19 protein-coding genes are annotated in these 18,127 nt (G+C 48.3%); 16 read left to right on the top strand and 3 right to left on the bottom strand.

Features of this window, described 5'->3' with window-relative positions:
• Positions 1 to 50 precede the first annotated feature (50 nt).
• From DWX00_RS17915 to DWX00_RS17865, 11 genes are all read left to right on the top strand, one after another.
• Complete coding sequence (locus DWX00_RS17915; RefSeq protein ID WP_147398280.1) at positions 51 to 299, top strand: hypothetical protein; 249 nt, start codon at positions 51 to 53, stop codon at positions 297 to 299.
• A 16-nt stretch (positions 300 to 315) separates the two neighbouring features.
• Complete coding sequence (locus DWX00_RS17910; protein WP_055221876.1) at positions 316 to 585, top strand: hypothetical protein; 270 nt, start codon at positions 316 to 318, stop codon at positions 583 to 585.
• Between the two features lie 612 nt (positions 586 to 1,197).
• Entirely contained in the window at positions 1,198 to 1,746 is a 549-nt protein-coding gene (locus DWX00_RS17905) for an MATE family efflux transporter (RefSeq protein ID WP_118595932.1), read from the top strand.
• Positions 1,743 to 2,291: an NAD(P)-dependent oxidoreductase gene (locus DWX00_RS20230; RefSeq protein WP_243038052.1), complete on the top strand. Its 549-nt coding sequence runs from the start codon at positions 1,743 to 1,745 to the stop codon at positions 2,289 to 2,291. The genes DWX00_RS17905 and DWX00_RS20230 overlap by 4 nt, the downstream gene beginning before the upstream one ends.
• A gap of 249 nt (positions 2,292 to 2,540) precedes the next feature.
• Positions 2,541 to 2,879: a P-II family nitrogen regulator gene (locus DWX00_RS17895; RefSeq protein WP_055221847.1), complete on the top strand. Its 339-nt coding sequence runs from the start codon at positions 2,541 to 2,543 to the stop codon at positions 2,877 to 2,879.
• Between the two features lie 87 nt (positions 2,880 to 2,966).
• Complete coding sequence (locus tag DWX00_RS17890) at positions 2,967 to 4,181, top strand: ammonium transporter (RefSeq protein WP_117804666.1); 1,215 nt, start codon at positions 2,967 to 2,969, stop codon at positions 4,179 to 4,181.
• A 30-nt stretch (positions 4,182 to 4,211) separates the two neighbouring features.
• Complete coding sequence (locus tag DWX00_RS17885) at positions 4,212 to 4,550, top strand: P-II family nitrogen regulator (protein ID WP_022462439.1); 339 nt, start codon at positions 4,212 to 4,214, stop codon at positions 4,548 to 4,550.
• Positions 4,551 to 4,646: 96 nt separating this feature from the next.
• Complete coding sequence (locus DWX00_RS17880; RefSeq protein WP_118595930.1) at positions 4,647 to 5,561, top strand: ABC transporter permease; 915 nt, start codon at positions 4,647 to 4,649, stop codon at positions 5,559 to 5,561.
• Between the two features lie 11 nt (positions 5,562 to 5,572).
• On the top strand, positions 5,573 to 7,237 hold the full coding sequence (locus DWX00_RS17875) for a peptide ABC transporter substrate-binding protein (RefSeq protein WP_118595929.1): 1,665 nt from the start codon (positions 5,573 to 5,575) through the stop codon (positions 7,235 to 7,237).
• A gap of 122 nt (positions 7,238 to 7,359) precedes the next feature.
• Positions 7,360 to 8,442, top strand: coding sequence for a histidinol-phosphate transaminase (gene hisC, locus DWX00_RS17870; protein WP_158578905.1), 1,083 nt, complete (start codon positions 7,360 to 7,362; stop codon positions 8,440 to 8,442).
• 379 nt (positions 8,443 to 8,821) lie between these two features.
• The gene (locus tag DWX00_RS17865; RefSeq protein WP_118595927.1) at positions 8,822 to 9,427 is read left to right on the top strand and encodes a type IV toxin-antitoxin system AbiEi family antitoxin domain-containing protein; all 606 of its coding nucleotides are present in this window, start codon (positions 8,822 to 8,824) and stop codon (positions 9,425 to 9,427) included.
• Between the two features lie 92 nt (positions 9,428 to 9,519).
• Here DWX00_RS17865 and DWX00_RS17860 read toward each other — a convergent pair whose 3' ends face one another.
• The 3 genes from DWX00_RS17860 to DWX00_RS17850 form a co-directional block, all read right to left on the bottom strand.
• A complete protein-coding gene (locus DWX00_RS17860; RefSeq protein ID WP_118595926.1) occupies positions 9,520 to 10,641 on the bottom strand; it encodes a radical SAM/SPASM domain-containing protein in 1,122 nt (373 codons plus the stop codon).
• A gap of 176 nt (positions 10,642 to 10,817) precedes the next feature.
• Positions 10,818 to 11,207: a hypothetical protein gene (locus tag DWX00_RS17855; RefSeq protein ID WP_117761468.1), complete on the bottom strand. Its 390-nt coding sequence runs from the start codon at positions 11,205 to 11,207 to the stop codon at positions 10,818 to 10,820.
• Complete coding sequence (locus DWX00_RS17850) at positions 11,204 to 11,542, bottom strand: PqqD family protein (protein ID WP_118595925.1); 339 nt, start codon at positions 11,540 to 11,542, stop codon at positions 11,204 to 11,206. Before DWX00_RS17850 ends, DWX00_RS17855 begins: the two co-directional genes overlap by 4 nt.
• 310 nt (positions 11,543 to 11,852) lie before the next feature.
• Here DWX00_RS17850 and DWX00_RS17845 point away from each other — a divergent pair, with 310 nt between their 5' ends.
• From DWX00_RS17845 to DWX00_RS17825, 5 genes are all read left to right on the top strand, one after another.
• Positions 11,853 to 12,776: a hypothetical protein gene (locus DWX00_RS17845; RefSeq protein WP_147398279.1), complete on the top strand. Its 924-nt coding sequence runs from the start codon at positions 11,853 to 11,855 to the stop codon at positions 12,774 to 12,776.
• On the top strand, positions 12,773 to 13,252 hold the full coding sequence (locus DWX00_RS17840) for a S24/S26 family peptidase (protein WP_118595923.1): 480 nt from the start codon (positions 12,773 to 12,775) through the stop codon (positions 13,250 to 13,252). Before DWX00_RS17845 ends, DWX00_RS17840 begins: the two co-directional genes overlap by 4 nt.
• A complete protein-coding gene (locus DWX00_RS17835) occupies positions 13,249 to 14,565 on the top strand; it encodes a nucleotidyltransferase domain-containing protein (protein WP_118595922.1) in 1,317 nt (438 codons plus the stop codon). The genes DWX00_RS17840 and DWX00_RS17835 overlap by 4 nt, the downstream gene beginning before the upstream one ends.
• Positions 14,537 to 16,327 carry an ABC transporter ATP-binding protein gene (locus DWX00_RS17830; RefSeq protein WP_118595921.1) on the top strand — a complete coding sequence of 597 codons (1,791 nt, stop codon included), beginning with the start codon at positions 14,537 to 14,539 and terminating at the stop codon, positions 16,325 to 16,327. The genes DWX00_RS17835 and DWX00_RS17830 overlap by 29 nt, the downstream gene beginning before the upstream one ends.
• Before the next feature lie 142 nt (positions 16,328 to 16,469).
• Positions 16,470 to 17,993, top strand: a complete 1,524-nt coding sequence (locus DWX00_RS17825) for an ABC transporter substrate-binding protein (RefSeq protein WP_118595920.1) — start codon at positions 16,470 to 16,472, stop codon at positions 17,991 to 17,993.
• The last annotated feature ends 134 nt before the right edge of the window (positions 17,994 to 18,127 follow it).

Here is an 18,127-nt window from a genome sequence, read left to right as displayed (position 1 = left end):
TGACATGGGAATACTGCGGAATTAAGATGTAGAATCCGATACGTAATTGGATGCATATTATAACAGACATTATTACGATGATGTCCGGGGAACGAGTGAAAGTAAAAACGAAATCGTATCAGAATGATATGGTGACATTTAAAAATAAAGATGACGTTTTAACTGCACTGATTCACTTAGGCTATCTGGCATACGATCGAAGAGAACAGATGGCGTACATTCCAAATGAAGAAGTCCGCAGCGAGTTCACGGATGCGGTAAAAGAACATCAGTGTATCATTGAGAAGTATGAAAAATAAAAAGGAGTATGAAAAAATGTATTACGTACCAGACGGAACCAAAACATGTGGTTATTATGAATGCAAGAAATGCGGCAACCGCTTTTTATCCCTTCAGACGATGGAAAAAATCCCATGCCCGGACTGCGAGGCGGAGGTGGATTATGAAATCGGACCTGGCGAATCTTTGGAGGATGTGCTGGACACCGCAGTGCTGCTGCAAAAAATTGAGGGCGAAGAGGAAGTGGAAAAGATGGATGCACTCTTAAGTCTTGCGATTACCGGCGGAGATTTTGACTGGATCTGACATAACAGAGCTTTTTTCAAACACGCTCCAGACAGGTAGCGGATATTTGATGAATGCCAAGTCTGGCGTTCGCTCTGAATTTTCACAGAATTTTGCCGGAGTTTTTCCGCGATTTTAAAAGAAAACAAAGAAATTTCAAAGGTTCATGAGAAAAATATTCAGAAACAACCGAAAAAACATCGGTGAAATTGTGTAAAATTGACAGAACTGACGCAAAAGACCGAAAATCATCAAAAAATTTAAGGATTGACAAAAAGCGGGAATTCCGCTAGAATGTGCCTATGTTGAAAAACAGCAGAGAAAAAGAATAGAGTAAAGATAACGCAACGGAGCGGTTCTGGGAATAGAATCGCTCCGTTTGTAATTTTCTCCCTTTCTCCAAGGTTTTATTTCTCCCAAAAAACACTCTCAGAAAACCGGAAAACGCTCTGTCTGTTTTTCAAGATAAACTCCATATAAGTAATGGATTCGCGAAGGCGCGGTACGAAGGGAAAGCTTCGTGCCGCGTTTTTCAATCCAAAGGAGAAACGTCAGTAAAGAGTTCGCAACGGGGCGATCTGGAAGAAGAATTTCCAGATCGCTTTTTGATTTTACCGGAAAGGAGAAAGTCCGATGGAAAACACAAACGTTTTATTTGACCGAAAGCGTCTGGTCCGGCTGATCGTTCCCTTGATTGTGGAACAGGTGCTGGCCGTTACCGTCGGTATGGCAGATATGGTGATGGTATCCGGGGCCGGTGAAACGGCTGTTTCCGGAATCTCACTTGTCAATACGATCTGCGTACTGCTGATCGTGATTTTCACATCGATGGCAAGCGGCGGTTCCGTTGTCGGAGCACAGTTCCTCGGAAGCGGGGATAAGAAAACAGCGTGTCACGCAGCCGAACAGCTTGTTATGATCTGCGGACTGATTGCACAACAGGAGGCGAGGCGTATGAAAGAAGAAAACTATGAGGTAGTCGTTTTTCAGGGAGACCCGGGAACCATCGATCTGACGTACGAAGAAATAGAAGCAGAGTGGAACAAAATGCTGCAGACCGTACCACAGATCAGAAAGTTCCGTATCATCCATCAGGAGAAAAGAGGTACACCTTCGAAGATTACAGCAGTCAGATCGGGAACGCCGACGCAGCACTTGGTATCTGGGTCCACAAAGGAGTGATCAACGAAAAGCTCTTTGAAGCGCATCCGAATCTGAAATATATCGCAACGCTGGGACATGGATTTGAAGACTTCGATGTGGAAATGACAAGACGCCGGGGCGTGACCATAACGAATACGATTTACGGCGATGTCACCATTGCCCAGTATGCGATGGCACTGCTCATGAACATCTGTCATAACGTGACGGTACAGAGCGATTACACCAAAACAGGGTACTGGAAAGAAAAAGAAACGAATCCGCAGGCAAGCTACAATCAACTGTTCGTGCCGCAGATTGAGCTCTACCAGAAAACGATGGGAATCATCATCGATGAGGAGGCGCTTCTTGAGGCGCTGGAATCGAGAAAGGTTTATATGGCAGGACTCGATGTTGTCGCAAATGAGCCGCCGCAGTATCAGATTCCGCTGATGCAGTCGCCGTACACCTTTATTACTTCCCATATCGCCTGGCAGCCGAAGGCAGCAAGACTCCGTGCAGTAGATCTGGCGGTGAAAAACTTCCGGTCTTACCTGGAGGGAATGCCGACGAGTGTGATTAATTAAAAACAGCGGATTGTGAAAACAGCTGCAAAAAAACGACTGTAAAAACAACTGTAAAAACAGCAGAGCTGCGGAACAGTCCAGGCATGAAAGAAGAGGTTAGAAAATCTGTCAGAAAACAGATTTCTATATAGAAGCAGCAGAGCCGGTAAATGAATGGAAGAGAAAACCGGGAAGGCGGATAAAAAAGAAATCCGCAGCCGGAAAAATCAGAAGCTGTACAGGAGCCGGTTCGGAAAGGGAGGGAAAATCATGAAAAAGCTGGAAATTGTAATTCGTCCGGAGAGCCTCGAAAACCTGGAGCTACTCCTCGAGGAGCAGAAGGCAAACGGTATGATGATCACAAATATCCTTGGATATGGAAATCAGAAGGGATATCGTCAGATGTACCGCGGAGCGGAAATCGTGGCCAAAATGCTTCCGAAAGTTAAAGTGGAAACCGTTGTGGAGGACGACAAGGTTCCGAAAATCGTTGATTTTGTTGTGAAAAACCTGTCAACCGGAAACTACGGCGATGGAAAAATTTTCGTTTACGATGTCGAAGATGCAGTGCGGATCCGGACAGGTGAGCACGGCGAACAGGCACTTTAAAAAATCTGAAAGCTACCGTTTCAAGATGACCGTTTCAGAAGATCTGCAGACGGGAACAGGTAAGATGGGAATGAGGAGGAACTTATTATGGAAAACACACAGGTATTACTCAATATCGTATGGACCATGGTCGGAGCCTTTCTGGTGTATTTTATGCAGGCCGGATTTGCCATGGTGGAGACAGGATTTACAAGAGCGAAAAACTCAGGAAACATTCTGATGAAGAACATGATGGATTTCGTGCTCGGCTCTATTTTCTTCTTTATCATCGGATTTGCGCTGATGTTCGGAGGAAGCAATGCTTTTATCGGAACCGCCGGTTTTTTTAATCCGAAATCGCTGGCAGATGCAGACGGCATGTTCAACGGACTGCCGATCGGCGTATTCATGATTTTCCAGACCGTGTTCTGTGCAACATCGGCAACGATTGTATCAGGAGCTATGGCAGAGAGAACCAAATTTATCTCTTATCTGATTTACTCCGCAGCGATCAGCGTTTTCATTTATCCGATCACCGGACACTGGATCTGGGGAGGCGGCTGGTTAAGCCAGATCGGGTTCCATGATTTTGCAGGATCTACCGCAGTTCATATGGTCGGCGGTCTGTGTGCCCTTGCCGGTGCAAAAATGGTCGGACCTCGTATCGGAAAATACACAAAAGAGGGAAAACCGGTTGCTATTCCTGGTCATAACCTTCCGCTTGGAGCACTTGGTGTCTTTATCCTCTGGTTCTGCTGGTTCGGATTTAACTGTGGATCTACCACAGCAGCAACCTATAATCTTGGCGACATTGCCATGACTACAAACCTTGCGGCAGCAGCAGCAACACTTGTTACCCTGATTGTTACCTGGGTACGTTATGGAAAACCGGATATCAGTATGACAATGAACGGCGCACTGGCCGGACTGGTAGCTATTACAGCAAGCTGTGATGTAGTCAATGATTACGAGGCACTGTTCATTGGAGCAGTTGCAGGTGTTGTCGTTGTATTCGCAGTTGAATTCTTTGATAAAGTCGTAAAAATCGATGACCCGGTTGGTGCAATCAGTGTACACGGTGTCTGTGGAGCACTCGGAACCTTATTCACCGGTATTTTCGGCGAGGGATGCAGCTTTATCACCCAGATGATCGGTTTTGTAGCAGTTGCAGCATATACCCTGATCCTGGCGTTCATTCTGTTCTTCGTCCTGAAAAAGACCATCGGACTTCGCGTAACCGAGAAGGAAGAGATCGACGGATTGGATATGCACGAGCACGGATGCAGCGCTTATGCAAACTTCCACTTCCATAATGATAAATAAAAAAGGATCAATAAAAAAGGTGGTGCGGATATGAAAAAGCTGACAGTTATTGTCAAACCCGCGAACCGGGAGGATGTCATCGACATCATGGAATCGTGTGCCGTGTACGGCGTGATGGAAACGGATATCACCGGATATGGAAACCAGAAGGGTTACCGGGTGATGTACCGTGGAACCATGAGCGGACCGAATGTACTGATGAAATGCAAATTCGAGACCGTTGGTGACGATAAGACAATTGAAGTATTAAAAGGCTTCCTGGAAAAGAAGCTGTGTACCGGAAATATCGGAGACGGAAAGATTTTTGTCGAGAAAGTGGCAGATGTCATCCGGGTTCGTACCGGCCAGCGCGGCGAGGAAGCATTATAAAAACAAAAGACAGTAAAAAGGTGCAAAGAGGCAGCCAGAACAGATCGTTCGGCTGCCTCTTCTGAGCTAAAAAAGCCGGAACGGGAGGAATGCTGCATGGTAAGATACATCATAAAACGTTTATTCATCGGAGTGGTGACGATCTGGGCACTGATCACCATTACCTTTTTCCTGATTCGGATTATGCCGGGCAGCCCGTTCGAGGCGGATAATCTTTCCCAGAGCGCGATTGAACAGCTCGAATCGACCTACGGACTGGATGAACCCATGTGGAAACAGTATATTCTTTACATGGAAAATCTGATGCACGGAGATCTCTGCATTTCTTATAAAAAGAACGTTTCTGTTAATACACTGATCGCAAGAGGATTTCCGTACACGCTAAGCATCGGACTTCTCTCTATCGCGGTATCCGCTTTCGTCGGTATTCTGATGGGTATCTGGATGGCGACGAGCAAGCGGCTGGCAGTGAAAAACACCTTGCTTGGAATTGCGACGCTGGGGGTCAGTATCCCGGGATTCGTCACAGCAATCCTGCTGATGATGGTTTTCGGTGTCTGGTGGCCGGTACTTCCGATCGTCGGTCTTGGTTCTCCGGCCAACTACATTCTTCCGGTGGCAGCACAGTCATTCGGACAGATCGCTTCGATTGCCAGACTGACCAAGAGTACGTATTCCGAGGCGATCCAGATGGATTACGTAACGATGGCAAGAGCGAAGGGACTTAGCAATCTGTACATCACCGCGCGTCACGTCCTTAAAAATGCACTGATCCCGGTTGTCACCTATTTCGGACCAGCCATCGCATTTCTGATCACAGGAAGCTTTGTTGTAGAATCTATTTTTTCCATTCCCGGAATCGGACGTGAATTTACGAATGCGATCACGAACCGTGATTACACCGTAGTCCTTGGCTTCAGTGTTTTCATCGGTGTGATTATCACCGTTGCAAACCTGGCAGTGGATATCATTTGTTCCCTCATTGACCCGAGAATCAAACTGACAAACTAGGAGGTGACATTATGAAAAAATTATGGAAAACAACAGCGACAGTGGCAGCGGCTGTTCTTCTGGCAGGATCCCTTGCCGGATGCGGAAGCAGCGGAGGAAGCAGAAGCTCTTCCGGAGGAGGCAAAAGCGGCAGTACTTCCGATATGATTGTAACAACGATGAATACAGAGTCCGGATCTCTGGACAGTGCAGGAGAAAGCTCTCTGTGGTGGTGGTCCTACGATGATGTGTGTATGGCCCCGATCATGGAAATGAAAGAGGACGGTTCCTGGGATTACATTCTGGCAGAAAGCGTTGATGTCAATGAGGATATGACACAGTACACCGTACACCTCCGCAGCGATGCAAAATGGAGCAACGGAGACGATGTGACAAGTGCCGATTTCAAAAATACCATTGTCCGCGCACTGGATCCGAACTGCAAGAGTGGTTATTCCTCAATGCTTTACCCGATTGCGGGAGCTGAGGAAATGTACAACGGAACCGGCGATGAGAGCGGTCTTGGCGTAGACACCAGCGATGACAAGACCATTGTGTTCAACTTAAAGGAGCCGTGCGCTTACTTCGAACAGCTCTTTGTACTTCCGGTTTATATGCCGACGCATCGTGAGCTTCAGACCGAGACCAACGGCGACTGGGCAATGGGAAATGACATGGATGCGCTGGTAAGCTGCGGACCGTACTACCTCGCAGAGTATGTACCGAACCAGTACAGCGTTTATAAGAAAAATGAAAATTACGTTCAGGCAGACCGGATCAAAACCGATACGATCAAAAAAATGGTTATGGACGATACACAGTCCATCATCAATGCGTATAAATCCGGTGAGCTGAACTTTATCTCAGCAGATTATACCGTTATGGACGAGTATAAAGACAGCGATGAGCTGATTACTTCTCCATCTCAGACTAGTTATTATGTACTGTTCAATGTAAATGAAGCACCTTTTGACGATGTCCGCGTCCGCCAGGCGTTCTCTATGGCAGTCAACCGCGATGAGGTAGCTTCCGCGTGCGGTTCCTCTTATGAGGCAAGTGATTTCTTCGTAGCAAAACATCTGAAATCCTCCGCAAGCGGCAAGGACTGGGCAGAGGAAGTAGAGGAAGATCCGATCGGCTTTGATCCGGACAAGGCAAAAGAGCTTCTGGCAGAGGCCGGTTACCCGGATGGAGAAGGCTTCCCGGCCATCACCTACAAATACCCGAGCCTCCAGCTCGACAGCGATATGGCACAGGCCCTGCAGGCACAGTGGAAAACAAATCTTGGTATCGAGGTGGAGCTTCAGGCAGAGGAGCAGCAGGTACAGGTAGCAGAGAGAAGATCCGGTGATTTCCAGCTTGCCCGCATGAGATGGACTGCAGACTTTACCGATCCGTTCACCTTCCTTTCCATGTACCGTTCCAACGACAGCTACAACGATAACAAGACCAACTGCCCGGAGTATGACGAACTGATGGCACAGTCGAATGAGGAAAGCGATCCGACCGCCAGATTTGAGCTGCTGCACCAGGCTGAGAGCGTACTGGTAAACGACTACTGCTTCGGCGTACCGGTACTGAACTCTTCCAATATTTATCTGGTAAGCACCGACATCACAAACTTTGAGATTGACCCGTCCAGAAACATGATCCGTACCAAATATCTGGTATTGGGAGACAGCTCTTCTGAGTCTTAAGCAAAAAATCGGAAAACGGGAAGGCTCCGCAGATGGCTTAGCAGCTGTTTCGAGGGGAGCCGTAAAACGGTAATTTTCCGGAAAAAAAACAATAGAAGCCGTGAAAACAGGAGGAAATGAATATGGAAGTAAATAAAATCATCAGCCACGCATTACAGAGTATGCCGCCGAGCAAACGTCAGAAAGCATTTGCGAAGGACACCTCAAAACTGATCCATATGGGATTAAACGAAAACAATTACGGAATGTCACCGAAGGCAGTGGCGGCACTGGAGGACTCTATGGCGGGAAGCCATTTTTATCCTGATTTTGCAGCAGTACTGCTGAAACAGAAGGTAGCGGAGCAGTACGGATTAAAAGCAGAAAATGTACTGACCGGCGCCGGATCGAGTGCGATGATCGATATGATCGGACTGACCTTTCTGGACGAGGGAGATGAGGTGCTGTTTTCCGCTCCGACCTACGGGGCATTTGCCGATATGGCATACTTAAACGGCGGTGTGCCGGTTTCCGTACCGGTTACCGAAGAGCAGAAATTTAATCTCCCTGCCATGAAAGAAAAAATTGGTGAAAAAACAAAAATCGTGGTGATCTGCAATCCGAATAACCCGACCGGAACGTATGTGCCGATCGGGGAGCTGGAAGCATTCGCAGATACCCTTCCGGAGGACGTTCTGTTAGTGATGGATGAGGCATACATGGAATTTGCCACCGAGCCGGACTGCTGTAGTATGGTCGATTATATGAAAGCGCATCCGGAAAAACCGATTCTGGTTCTCCGTACCTTTTCCAAATATTATGCGATGGCAGGCCTTCGTGTCGGCTATGCGCTGGGCTCCGAAGAGCTGATTGGAATCATGCGGAAATGTTCCGCTTCCTGTAACCTGAATGTCTGTGCCCAGAAAGCGGCAGTGGCAGGCCTGGCAGACCAGGAATATTATCAGGAGCAGAAAGCCAAAATCGTGGAGGGAAGAGAATATCTGGAAAAAGAGATGGCAGCGCTTGGCTGCAGGGTTTATCCGTCCCAGTCGAATTTCATCTACTTTGATACCGGAAAAGATCCTGCTTGGATTCAGGAACAGCTGATGGAAAAGGGCATCCGTATCGGTGCCTTTGAGATGAGCCGTGTAAGCGTGGGAACGATGGAAGAATGTCAGCTGTTTCTTCAGTACCTGAAAGAGATTCTGGAAACGTCACAGGAATAAAAAGCCGGCCGGATGCGACACGGCATGAATCGTTACAGAAACCGTATAGATTTTGATACCGGATTGCTACGTGCTTTGCACTCCCGCAATCTTCAGAAACATTTGTAATCCGCTCATTTTTCTCCGAAAAATGGTTACTTACTCATGTTTTTGATCTTTTGACCCTGGTATCAGTACATAAAAAAAGAGAGAAGAGACCGGATTTTGCATAGGAAAATCCGGTCTCTTCTCTCTTTTTTCCATAAGGATGGCCAAAATACAGAGAAAAAACAATCTTTCGGAAATTAAGGCTTGCCATTCGATGAAAATTGGAATATTATATGTGCAAACGCCTATAGATGAAAAACGATGTTACACATCCTGAAAGGGGAAAAAAGATATGCTTTTTAAAACATACCAGAAGATTACGACTTTATTTAAACAACATCATGGCTATATGAGCTTTTCAGACCTCCGCGATCATCAGGTGACCGTACTGCAGCTTGCAGAAATGGAAGAGGAAGGAAGTCTTGAACGTTTTGCACGCGGATGGTATTGGTGCAAAGAGTGTGGCTATGAAAAGCCAAAGGACTATCAATATATAGAAATTGCAAAGGTAAACCCGCGCGCGGTGATCTGTATGGACAGCGCCGCATGGCTTGCCGGAATGCTGGAAAAGGAGCCGGAAACCATTGCGGTTGCCACATCCCGCACAGACCGGAAGAAGATGGAGCTGGAAAATTTTGAAATCAGACGTTTTTATTTCCAGAATGCCGATCTTCCGGGCGAAATCTGTGAGAAAGAAACAGAGTTCGGATCCTACCGCTATTATGCACCGAAAAGAACCTTCTGCGACTGTCTCCGTCTGAACAACAAAATACCGGAAGAGGTAAAAGAAGAAATTTTAACCTGGTGTCGGAAACAGAATTATCCGAAAGAAGAGATCCTTGCCTATGCGAACAAGCTTCGCGCCGTAAAAAATATTGAGGAAGAGTACCGGGAATAAGAAAAAGGATACGAAACTGCAAAGAGGCTCCCGCCGGAAAACCACCAAATGGATTCCGGTGGGAGCTTTTGTTTTTTTTTCGCAGATACAACTTATGACGGATCGGAAGAAAAGGAAGCGAGCTCGGCGAGCAGCAGATCATAATAATGTTCGGCATAGCGGCAGAGATAATCGGGCGCGCCCTGATACGAACCGGTCTCTAAAAAGGAAGCTGCTGCGCAGGTGCGGCAGATCGGCCGGAAACGGCATTGCCGGCATTTTGTGCTAAGCGAAAGATTCCGGGCTTTTGCGGAAACCGTTTCCCAGGCTGCCAAAAAGCCGAGATCAAAGACCGGCGCCGACAGCTCTGAGAGCATGACACAGGGGAAAAGTCGGCCCTGCCAGTTGATAAAGAAGGAGCAGTTCCCGGCAAGACAGGAAATGTGGCCGTCCCCCCGCGGGAAAGCAGGGTCGTTGACACGGCGGACGGATTCCCGGACATATTGCCGGAAAATATCGGCGTCCAGCTGCAGCTTCAACGCCTGAAAGGCCAGCGCGGCAGCGTCCTCTGGGTGCAGGCGTACCTGCGCATCGAAGGGAAGGGTGCGTTCCCGGACGGCGGGCATCATATAGTGATCGGCGTGAACAGGGACACCGAGCTCTTTTCCGAGGGCAAAAATCCTGGAAAAATCCTGCGGATTCTTTTTGGTCACAGAGCAGCTGATCTTCACATCCACGTTTCGCGCGCGGAGCAGCCGGACTGCGCGAAGGGTCTGATCGAAGCCCTGCGGAAAATGGCACAGACGGTCGTAGGAAGCGGCATCGGCACCATAGAGCGTGATGTTGATGCGGCGCGGCGGGTATGTGGCAAAAAAATCAGCCCAGGCTTTGTCCAGCAGAGTTCCGTTTGTATTGATGGTAAGAATCATGCCCAGATTTCGAAGCCTGCGATACAGCGTTTTAAAATCCGGAAAGAGCAGCGGCTCCCCGCCGGTCAGAAGAAGAAAAACAGTACCGGCCTTCTGCATCTGCTCTGCAAGGCGAACCCATTCCTCCACCGTGCGAAGCCGTCCCTGCCGTTCCATTTCCGAACGGGACAGACGGACATAGCACATGTCGCAGTTCATATTGCAAAGCGGCAGAAGCTCAAGCGCGCCGGTAACGGGAATGTGCTTCTGGCGGGCTTTCTGGAGAAGGGAATGCTCAAAGGTCGAAGCGTCGTCCATATAGTTCATAAAAATTCCTCCGAAAAAACAAAAACCGGTCCAGAGGACCAGGGATGAACTGAATCAAGCAAGTAGCGAAGCGGATTGCGAATATCCGCTTTGCCTGGGAACAGAAAGAAAAGGATCGAAACGGTTGGTTCGATCCTTTTACAGTCGTTTGAAAAAATATGATGTTGTGGGAACAATCAGGATTTTGCGGTCGCCCAGGAATTCATGTTTAATTCGATGGTTGCATGTCCGTTATTATTGTTTGGACCGCGCCATACAATGACTCCTTCGTTAGGATCCTGCCGTCTGTTATGATTGTAATCAACAAATCCATCGTAAAAGTCACTTGTTACACTGGCTTCGTGTTTAGCATCGCATGGGTGATAGAAGAGACCTAACAATTCTGCAGATCCATGGCCAGTGTATTCTCCATTAATTTTACCATCACCCTCAGGATAATAATACAACGGTCCTCCAGGAGCATCACAGGTAAATTTATAAACCATTCCGCTTTCACAAGCCGCCACATACTCATTTGCAACAAATTCCTGAACCTCAATGACAGGTTCCATCCACTCTTTTCTCATAATGAAACAACCTCCTCTAATAATTGATATTTTAAAGTATCATGCACAAAGTTTAATACGGAATCTTGAATTTTTTTCTCCGGAGCCTCATACTCTTCTGCAGCCTGTGCAACGACCTCCGAAATGGTATGCGGCTGCTGAAATGTATTCCAGAGGAATACGGCGGTATCGTTTGGAACCATTACAGCATTCGAAATCTGACACGCAGCCCCGACGGGAATGATCGCGTATTCTCCTGCGATTTCACGCAGCAGATAATCGGCGCTGACACGATATTTCTTTTCTTTTATCGTTTGTAACAGATCCGACCAGGTCGGGGAAGCCATTGGTTCCATCAAAACCTCCTCTTGCAAAGTGCCGTGCCTTTTCGGGCGAACACCATTTCTGCCGTCAAACCGGTAAAACGGGGAAAAGCGAACAGAAATACAATTACAGTTATCATTACAAGTAATTATAAGAGGAAAAAAAGAAAAAGTCAAGGAAAAGCAGGAAAGAAAAGGAAGTAAAAAAATTACAAGTTACATTACATAAGGGGAGCAAACAATTGACGGAGCATCTTTTTTTTGCTATCATAAATGCGGAAAAAGGGATCGTGACACGATGTGTGGAAAATGGAAGATCACAGAGAAAAAAAGAGGAGTTTTTATGGAAAAAACATTTCAGACAGGAAGCTTTTCCTTCCGGCTGCGCTTTCCGGAGGAGCTGGTCCTTCCGGCGGATATGGAAAAGTTTGCGGTGGAAAAGGAGTCGGCAGACTATACCTATACCATTACTATTGTCGATATACTTCCGGAGGCGGAGGGTGAGTTACTTGTAAACCGGGTCGATTTGCAGGTGTTTCGTAACGGGGAAGGGCTGGAGAGCCGCCTGATCGGTGTGAAAGGCGAAGAGCGTCCCTATGCGCTGTATCGTGAGACGGCACAAAAGCATGCACAGGTGTTTGTCGGGAGATGGTATCTGGATGGAGTTGCAAAATATGAGGTTGTATTTCTGTCTCTTCTTGCACTGGAACGCCGCCTGTCGGAGCGGCCATGCCTGATTCTGCACTGTGCATACCTGGAGTATCAGGGGAAGGCCATGCTCTTTTCAGCACCATCTGGAACGGGCAAAACTACGCAGGCGGGCCTTTGGGAGCAGTACCGGGGAAGCCGTACTGTAAACGGTGATAAGGCATTGCTTGAATATGACGGCAAAACGTGGACAGCAAACGGCTGGCCGGTCTGCGGAACGTCGGAGGTCTGCGAAAACAAAAAACTGCCAGTCGGATGCATCGTGATGCTGAGCCAGGCGAAGCTGAACCAGGCGTGGCGGCTTCGCCCGGCAGAGGCATTTACAAGCCTGTACGGACAGATCACCATGAACCGCTGGGATCGGGAGGGGCTGGTGAAAAATCTGGATCTTCTCGAGCGTCTGGTGGGAAAGGTGCCGGTGTATCATCTGGCGTGTGATATTTCGGAGGATGCGGTGAAAACGCTGGAGCAGGAGCTTGCAAGAGATTCGTCCGAAGAAGAAGCAGCAGCGGCTTTGCTGCAAAAAAGCGCGATGCAAAGAAGGGAGAAAAAGGCATGAGGCTGGTAGACACCCGCGCCTATGTCGGAATGCTAAGAGAGCTGGTAGAGCAGGGAAAAGAAGTGCGGATGGTGATTTCCGGGAGCAGCATGGCGCCGTTTCTGATCCACGGGCGGGACAGCATTTTTTTTCGTACCCCGGAGAGGGAGCTGCGAAAGGGCGATATCGTATTTTATGAGCGGCCGGGCGGGCAGTTTGTGGTGCATCGGATCTGTGGTGTCCATGGAGAAAGCTACGACCTGATCGGGGACGGACAGACAGAAATCGAACATAATGTGCGGCGGGAGCAGATTTTTGCACGGGTGACACAGGTGGAACGGAAAGGAAAAAGGCTTGCGCCGGGAAGCTTCTGGTGGGGCTTTTTTGAGAAGGTCTGGATTCGCATGATTCCGCTTCGGCCGATGGGAAACCGGATCTATCGCCTTTTACATGGAAAAAGGTTCGCACACAGGGAAAACGAAAGGGAAAAAACATGATTACAGAAACAGAAACCGCATTCCTTGCGGTGGTTCGTGCGTTTTTGACAGAAGAAAAAGCAGCTTTGGAAGAACTTGCGGCGCTGACAGAAAAACAATGGAATCATCTGTTTGTCATGGCAGCACAGCATTCGCTGCTGTCAGCGGTCTACGATGTTGTGGGTAAAACACCGGAATTTGCGGGACTTCCGTGGGAACTGCGCGGACAGGTAAAAACACAGGCGATGCAGAGTATTTTTCAGCAAGTTTCGCGCACAGCGCTGTTTCTTTCCGATGAAAAGGAGCTGGCGCAGCTGGGCGTGCAGCCGCTGGTGATGAAAGGAATTGTGTGCAGAAATCTCTATCCGAAGCCGGATCTGCGCCCGTCCGGGGATGAGGATCTGTTGATTCCGGAAAAGGATTTTTCGGCAGTGGATGCCTATTTTATGCAAAAGGGCTTTGTGCGGGACAAAGAAGCCGCAATGCCGGATGGCACAAAAGACGGTGATGCCCCGGAAGAGATGGGCTACATTCATCCGAAAACAGGGGTCTTCTATGAAATACATACCAGGCTGTTCAGCACAGAATCCTCTGCCTATGGTTATCTGAACCGTGCATTTTCCGATGTTTTTGCGCATCCATCCAGGGTGGAAGTGCAGGGTCAGAGTATCTTTACCTTAGAAGAAACGCATCATCTTTTCTATCTTCTCTGTCACAGCTTCAAGCACTTTCTTCACGGCGGCGTCGGGATCCGTCAGATCTGTGATATGGTACAGATGATTCGTATATATGGAAGAAAAATAGACTGGGAAATGTTCTGGCAGCTGTGCGAAGAGTATCATATGACGTGCTTCTGTATCAATCTGCTGGATATCGGCGAGCGGTATCTGGGCTTTTCCTATGAAGCAAGTGGGGCAGTCCGTGCCGCAAAGAAGCTTCACTCGGATTCCGAAGCGCTTCTGATCGATATTCTCGATGCCGGTTCGTTCGGAAAATCGAGCGCGGGACGGATCCACAGTGCAAACATTACCCTGTATGCGGCAGAAACCGGAATGGAAAAGCACACAGCCGGGGGAATCTGGAAATCGCTGGTTCCGGAAGCTTCCTATATGAAAAACAAGTATCCCTATGCGGCGAGGTATCCGTTTTTGCTCCCGGCTGCATACGTGGAGCGAATCCTGAAATGGCTGGGGCAGGGAGAAAAAGGACAGAAATTGAGCATTGAAGTGGGTGCGGGACGTGTCGAATTGTTGAAGAAATACGATATGATCCGCACCGCAGACGGGAAAAAGAGAGGAGGCGCGCATGCAGGAAGAATCCAAAGAGAAAAGTAAAGACGCTCCCTTTGAGTCTATCCGCATCCTGTCGGAGCGATGGAAAAATGGAACGTTCTCTGAAATCATCGATGACTGGAAATGGATTTTTGGCTACAGTGCGCGCTATAAAGGTGCGATCGTTTTTTACACGATTCTCGGCATCTTAAGCACTTCTCTTGGCCTTGTCAGCAGCGTGGCAGGAAAATACCTGATCGATATCATCACCGGATACCAGATACAGAAGCTCCCGCTGCTGCTTTGCATCATGATCGGAAGCACCGTGTTCAGCCTTGGGTTTGAGAGTGTCATCAACCGCATTTCAACGAAGCTTGGTATCGCCATCAACAACGACATCCAGGCGGATATTTTTGACAAAATCGTTGATGCGGACTGGCTGGAAATCAGCAAATACGCAAACGGTGACGTACTCAACCGTTTCAACGGCGACATTGGAACGGTCAGCGGCAACGCAATCAGCTGGCTCCCGACGATTATCATTGCCGTGTATCGGTTTATTGCCACCTTTTTCGTAATCCTGCATTATGACTGGGTTATGGCACTGATTGCTTTTTTAAGCGCACCGTTTCTGCTTCTGATGTCCCGTTTTATGATCCGCCGTCAGCGGGAATACAGCAAAAAAGTGCGCGAGATGAGCAGCAACCTGATGAGCTTTGAGGTAGAAGCATTCTACAATTTCGATACGATCAAGTCGTTTGGCATCGCACCGTATTACAGCAAAAAGATGCGCTGGTGGCAGGGACTTTTCAAAGACATCAGCCTGAAATATAATCTGTTTACGATTAAAACCAATATCGTAATGTCTATTCTCGGGAGTGCGGTGGAGTTTACGGCGTTCGGATACTGCCTGTTCCGTCTGTGGACGCACGACATTACCTATGGAACCATGACACTGTTCCTGCAGCAGCGGAGTAACCTTTCCGGCGCATTTGGAAACGTGATTTCGATTATTCCGTCCTTCCTCAACAGCTCCGTCTCGGCGCACCGGATCCGTGAGCTCGTAGAGCTGCCAAAAGAAGTCCATATCCCGGAGAGTGCCGCGCTTGATCCGCTGGCAAAGGATGGCTTCCGGGTACAGATGCATGGGGTAGAATTTTCCTATATAGAAGGAAACAAAGTAATTACCAAATCGGAGTTTCAGGCCGCCCCCGGCGAGATTGTAGCGTTGGTTGGCCCGTCCGGCGAGGGAAAAACAACGATGATCCGCCTGATTCTCGGCCTTATCCGCCCGCAGGAGGGGGAAACCGTGATCATTGCCTCAAACGGAAAAACGGTTCCCATGAACGCCGAAACGCGTCATCTCTTCGCCTATGTTCCACAGGGAAATACGATCCTTTCCGGCACAATCGCCGAAAATATGCGCATGGTAAAAGAGGATGCGGCCGACGAGGAGATCATTGAAGCGCTCAAAATCTCCTGCGCCTGGGATTTTGTTCAGCATCTGCCGGACACCATCAACAGCCGCGTCGGGGAACGTGGCCGCGGTTTCTCCGAAGGTCAGTCCCAGCGGCTTGCCATCGCCCGTGCCGTCCTCCGCGATGCCCCGGTGCTGCTTCTGGATGAAGCCACCTCGGCACTGGATGTCACGACGGAACGAAACGTTCTTCGAAATATCATCCGTCAGCGTCCCAACAAAACCTGTATCGTTACGACGCACCGTCCGAGTGTCCTCGGCCTCTGCCAGAGAGTCTACCGTGTCATGAATGGAACCGTGGCCGAACTCGATGGGGCAGAAGGGGCAAAGATGGTGGAAGATTTTTGACAGAAAAAAGACACAAAAAGGACACAAAGGTCGGAAGAGTGATACTTCAAAGTCAAATCAGTTATAGAGTTGTAAGTCAAAATCCTGCTATAATACAACCATCAAAGGTCACACAACACGATACGTGAAAAGGAGAAAAAGTATGAAGAAAAAAGTGTTAGCAGGCATTCTTGCAGCAACCATGGCATTTTCCATGGCAGCATGCGGAAGCACAGGATCCAGTTCTGATTCCGGTTCCTCCGCAGCTTCCGGAAGCACAGCAAAGACAGAGGAAAAAGGCGAGCCGTACACTGTAACTATGGTACTGCAGGGCAGCCAGCAGCAGGATGAAGAGAGAATCGAAGAAAAAATCAACGAGATTCTGGAGCCGGAGCTGAACGCAAAGCTCGATATCGTTGTTCTTCCGTGGGCAAGCGCATCTCAGCAGTTACAGCTGATGCTTTCCGGCGATGAGAAAATCGATCTTCTGTACACAAATGCAACAACAGCTGTACAGTATATGCATTCCGGCCAGATCATGGATATGTCTGAACTGATTGACAAATACGGCACAAACCTGAAAGATATCTATGGCGAGGATATTGCAAAAACAAATCAGATTGATGGGTTTGTCTATGGCGTTCCGAACCAGATCGAACGAGGCAGCATTCCAGCCGTCTTCATGAGAAAAGACCTGGTAGAAAAGTATAATATCAATACCGATGAAATCAAAGAGCCGAAGGATATGGAGAAAGTATTTGAGACCGTACAGGCAGGCGAGCCTGACATGACAATGCTGTATTCCATCAACGAAGGTGATACCCCACTGACCCGTCTGTTCCGTGGTGATGGACTTGGCGATGCCAACACGGGCGTTCTGATGGATCAGGCCAACAGCACAACCGTAGAGAACTTCTTTGCGACCGACTGGTTCAAAGATACCGCAACGATGCTGTATGACTGGTATCAGAAAGGCTATATCAGCAAGGATGCCGGAACAAACACAGAAAACTGGAGAACCGTATGCAAAGCAGGAAACCTGTTCTCCCTGTTCTTCGCCTATCATCCAGGTACTCCGGTTGAGTTCCAGAGTTCTACCGGATATGATTTTGACATCGTACCGTTCTATGATGCACCGATGATCAACTCTTCCTCCTACAGCGGAGTTATCTTCTCTGTAGCACAGAACTCCGAAAATCCGGAAAAAGCAATGCAGGTTCTCGATTACATCTATGGCAGCCCGGAGGTCATGAACCTTCTGAACTGGGGCGAAGAGGGAACCGACTACGTAGTAGAAGATGAAGAAAACGGAATCATCAACTACCCGGACGGTGTAACAGCAGACAATGCAGGCTACAGCTTTAACTGTGGATGGGAGCTTCCGAACCAGTTCATCGCATACAAATGGGATGGATCTGACCCGCAGCTCTGGGACAAAATGCAGAAGTTCAACGCTTCCGGTATCGAGTCGAAAGCACTGGGATTTGTCTTTGATAACAGCGAATATACCAATCAGGTATCGGCTCTGTCCAACGTTGTAAAACAGTACAGCGGAGCACTTTACAGCGGTTCTGGAGATCCGGAAGAACTGCTTCCACAGTTCCTGGAGGCACTGGATGATGCGGGAATCAATGATGTCATTGCTGCAAAGCAGGAGCAGCTGGATGCATTTCTTGCAGCGAAATAAGCACCATAATTTGTAAAAAGAACACGACCGGGGCAAAAGAAAATCCGGTGTGATACAGTAACCGAAGGCTCCACTCTTACCCGAAAAGATGTGGAGCTTTCTCTGTGAAAGAACCTGAAAAAACAGCCCTCATA

Origin of the sequence: Blautia sp. AF17-9LB (assembly GCF_003479185.1) — a bacterium.
Classification (GTDB): Bacteria; Bacillota; Clostridia; order Lachnospirales; family Lachnospiraceae; genus Fusicatenibacter; species Fusicatenibacter saccharivorans.
The sequence above is the reverse complement of the archived record's forward strand: the minus strand, read 5'-3'. Positions and strand labels throughout refer to the sequence as shown.

What these genes read in the sequence shown, in the direction of transcription:
- DWX00_RS17915 (WP_147398280.1), top strand. Translation starts at nt 51, where the DNA reads ATGCATATTATAACAGACATTATTACGATGATGTCCGGGGAACGAGTG.
- DWX00_RS17910 (WP_055221876.1), top strand. Translation starts at nt 316, where the DNA reads ATGTATTACGTACCAGACGGAACCAAAACATGTGGTTATTATGAATGC.
- DWX00_RS17905 (WP_118595932.1), top strand. Translation starts at nt 1,198, where the DNA reads ATGGAAAACACAAACGTTTTATTTGACCGAAAGCGTCTGGTCCGGCTG.
- DWX00_RS17895 (WP_055221847.1), top strand. Translation starts at nt 2,541, where the DNA reads ATGAAAAAGCTGGAAATTGTAATTCGTCCGGAGAGCCTCGAAAACCTG.
- DWX00_RS17890 (WP_117804666.1), top strand. Translation starts at nt 2,967, where the DNA reads ATGGAAAACACACAGGTATTACTCAATATCGTATGGACCATGGTCGGA.
- DWX00_RS17885 (WP_022462439.1), top strand. Translation starts at nt 4,212, where the DNA reads ATGAAAAAGCTGACAGTTATTGTCAAACCCGCGAACCGGGAGGATGTC.
- DWX00_RS17880 (WP_118595930.1), top strand. Translation starts at nt 4,647, where the DNA reads ATGGTAAGATACATCATAAAACGTTTATTCATCGGAGTGGTGACGATC.
- DWX00_RS17875 (WP_118595929.1), top strand. Translation starts at nt 5,573, where the DNA reads ATGAAAAAATTATGGAAAACAACAGCGACAGTGGCAGCGGCTGTTCTT.
- hisC (WP_158578905.1), top strand. Translation starts at nt 7,360, where the DNA reads ATGGAAGTAAATAAAATCATCAGCCACGCATTACAGAGTATGCCGCCG.
- DWX00_RS17865 (WP_118595927.1), top strand. Translation starts at nt 8,822, where the DNA reads ATGCTTTTTAAAACATACCAGAAGATTACGACTTTATTTAAACAACAT.
- DWX00_RS17860 (WP_118595926.1), bottom strand. Translation starts at nt 10,641, where the DNA reads ATGAACTATATGGACGACGCTTCGACCTTTGAGCATTCCCTTCTCCAG.
- DWX00_RS17855 (WP_117761468.1), bottom strand. Translation starts at nt 11,207, where the DNA reads ATGAGAAAAGAGTGGATGGAACCTGTCATTGAGGTTCAGGAATTTGTT.
- DWX00_RS17850 (WP_118595925.1), bottom strand. Translation starts at nt 11,542, where the DNA reads ATGGAACCAATGGCTTCCCCGACCTGGTCGGATCTGTTACAAACGATA.
- DWX00_RS17845 (WP_147398279.1), top strand. Translation starts at nt 11,853, where the DNA reads ATGGAAAAAACATTTCAGACAGGAAGCTTTTCCTTCCGGCTGCGCTTT.
- DWX00_RS17840 (WP_118595923.1), top strand. Translation starts at nt 12,773, where the DNA reads ATGAGGCTGGTAGACACCCGCGCCTATGTCGGAATGCTAAGAGAGCTG.
- DWX00_RS17835 (WP_118595922.1), top strand. Translation starts at nt 13,249, where the DNA reads ATGATTACAGAAACAGAAACCGCATTCCTTGCGGTGGTTCGTGCGTTT.
- DWX00_RS17830 (WP_118595921.1), top strand. Translation starts at nt 14,537, where the DNA reads ATGCAGGAAGAATCCAAAGAGAAAAGTAAAGACGCTCCCTTTGAGTCT.
- DWX00_RS17825 (WP_118595920.1), top strand. Translation starts at nt 16,470, where the DNA reads ATGAAGAAAAAAGTGTTAGCAGGCATTCTTGCAGCAACCATGGCATTT.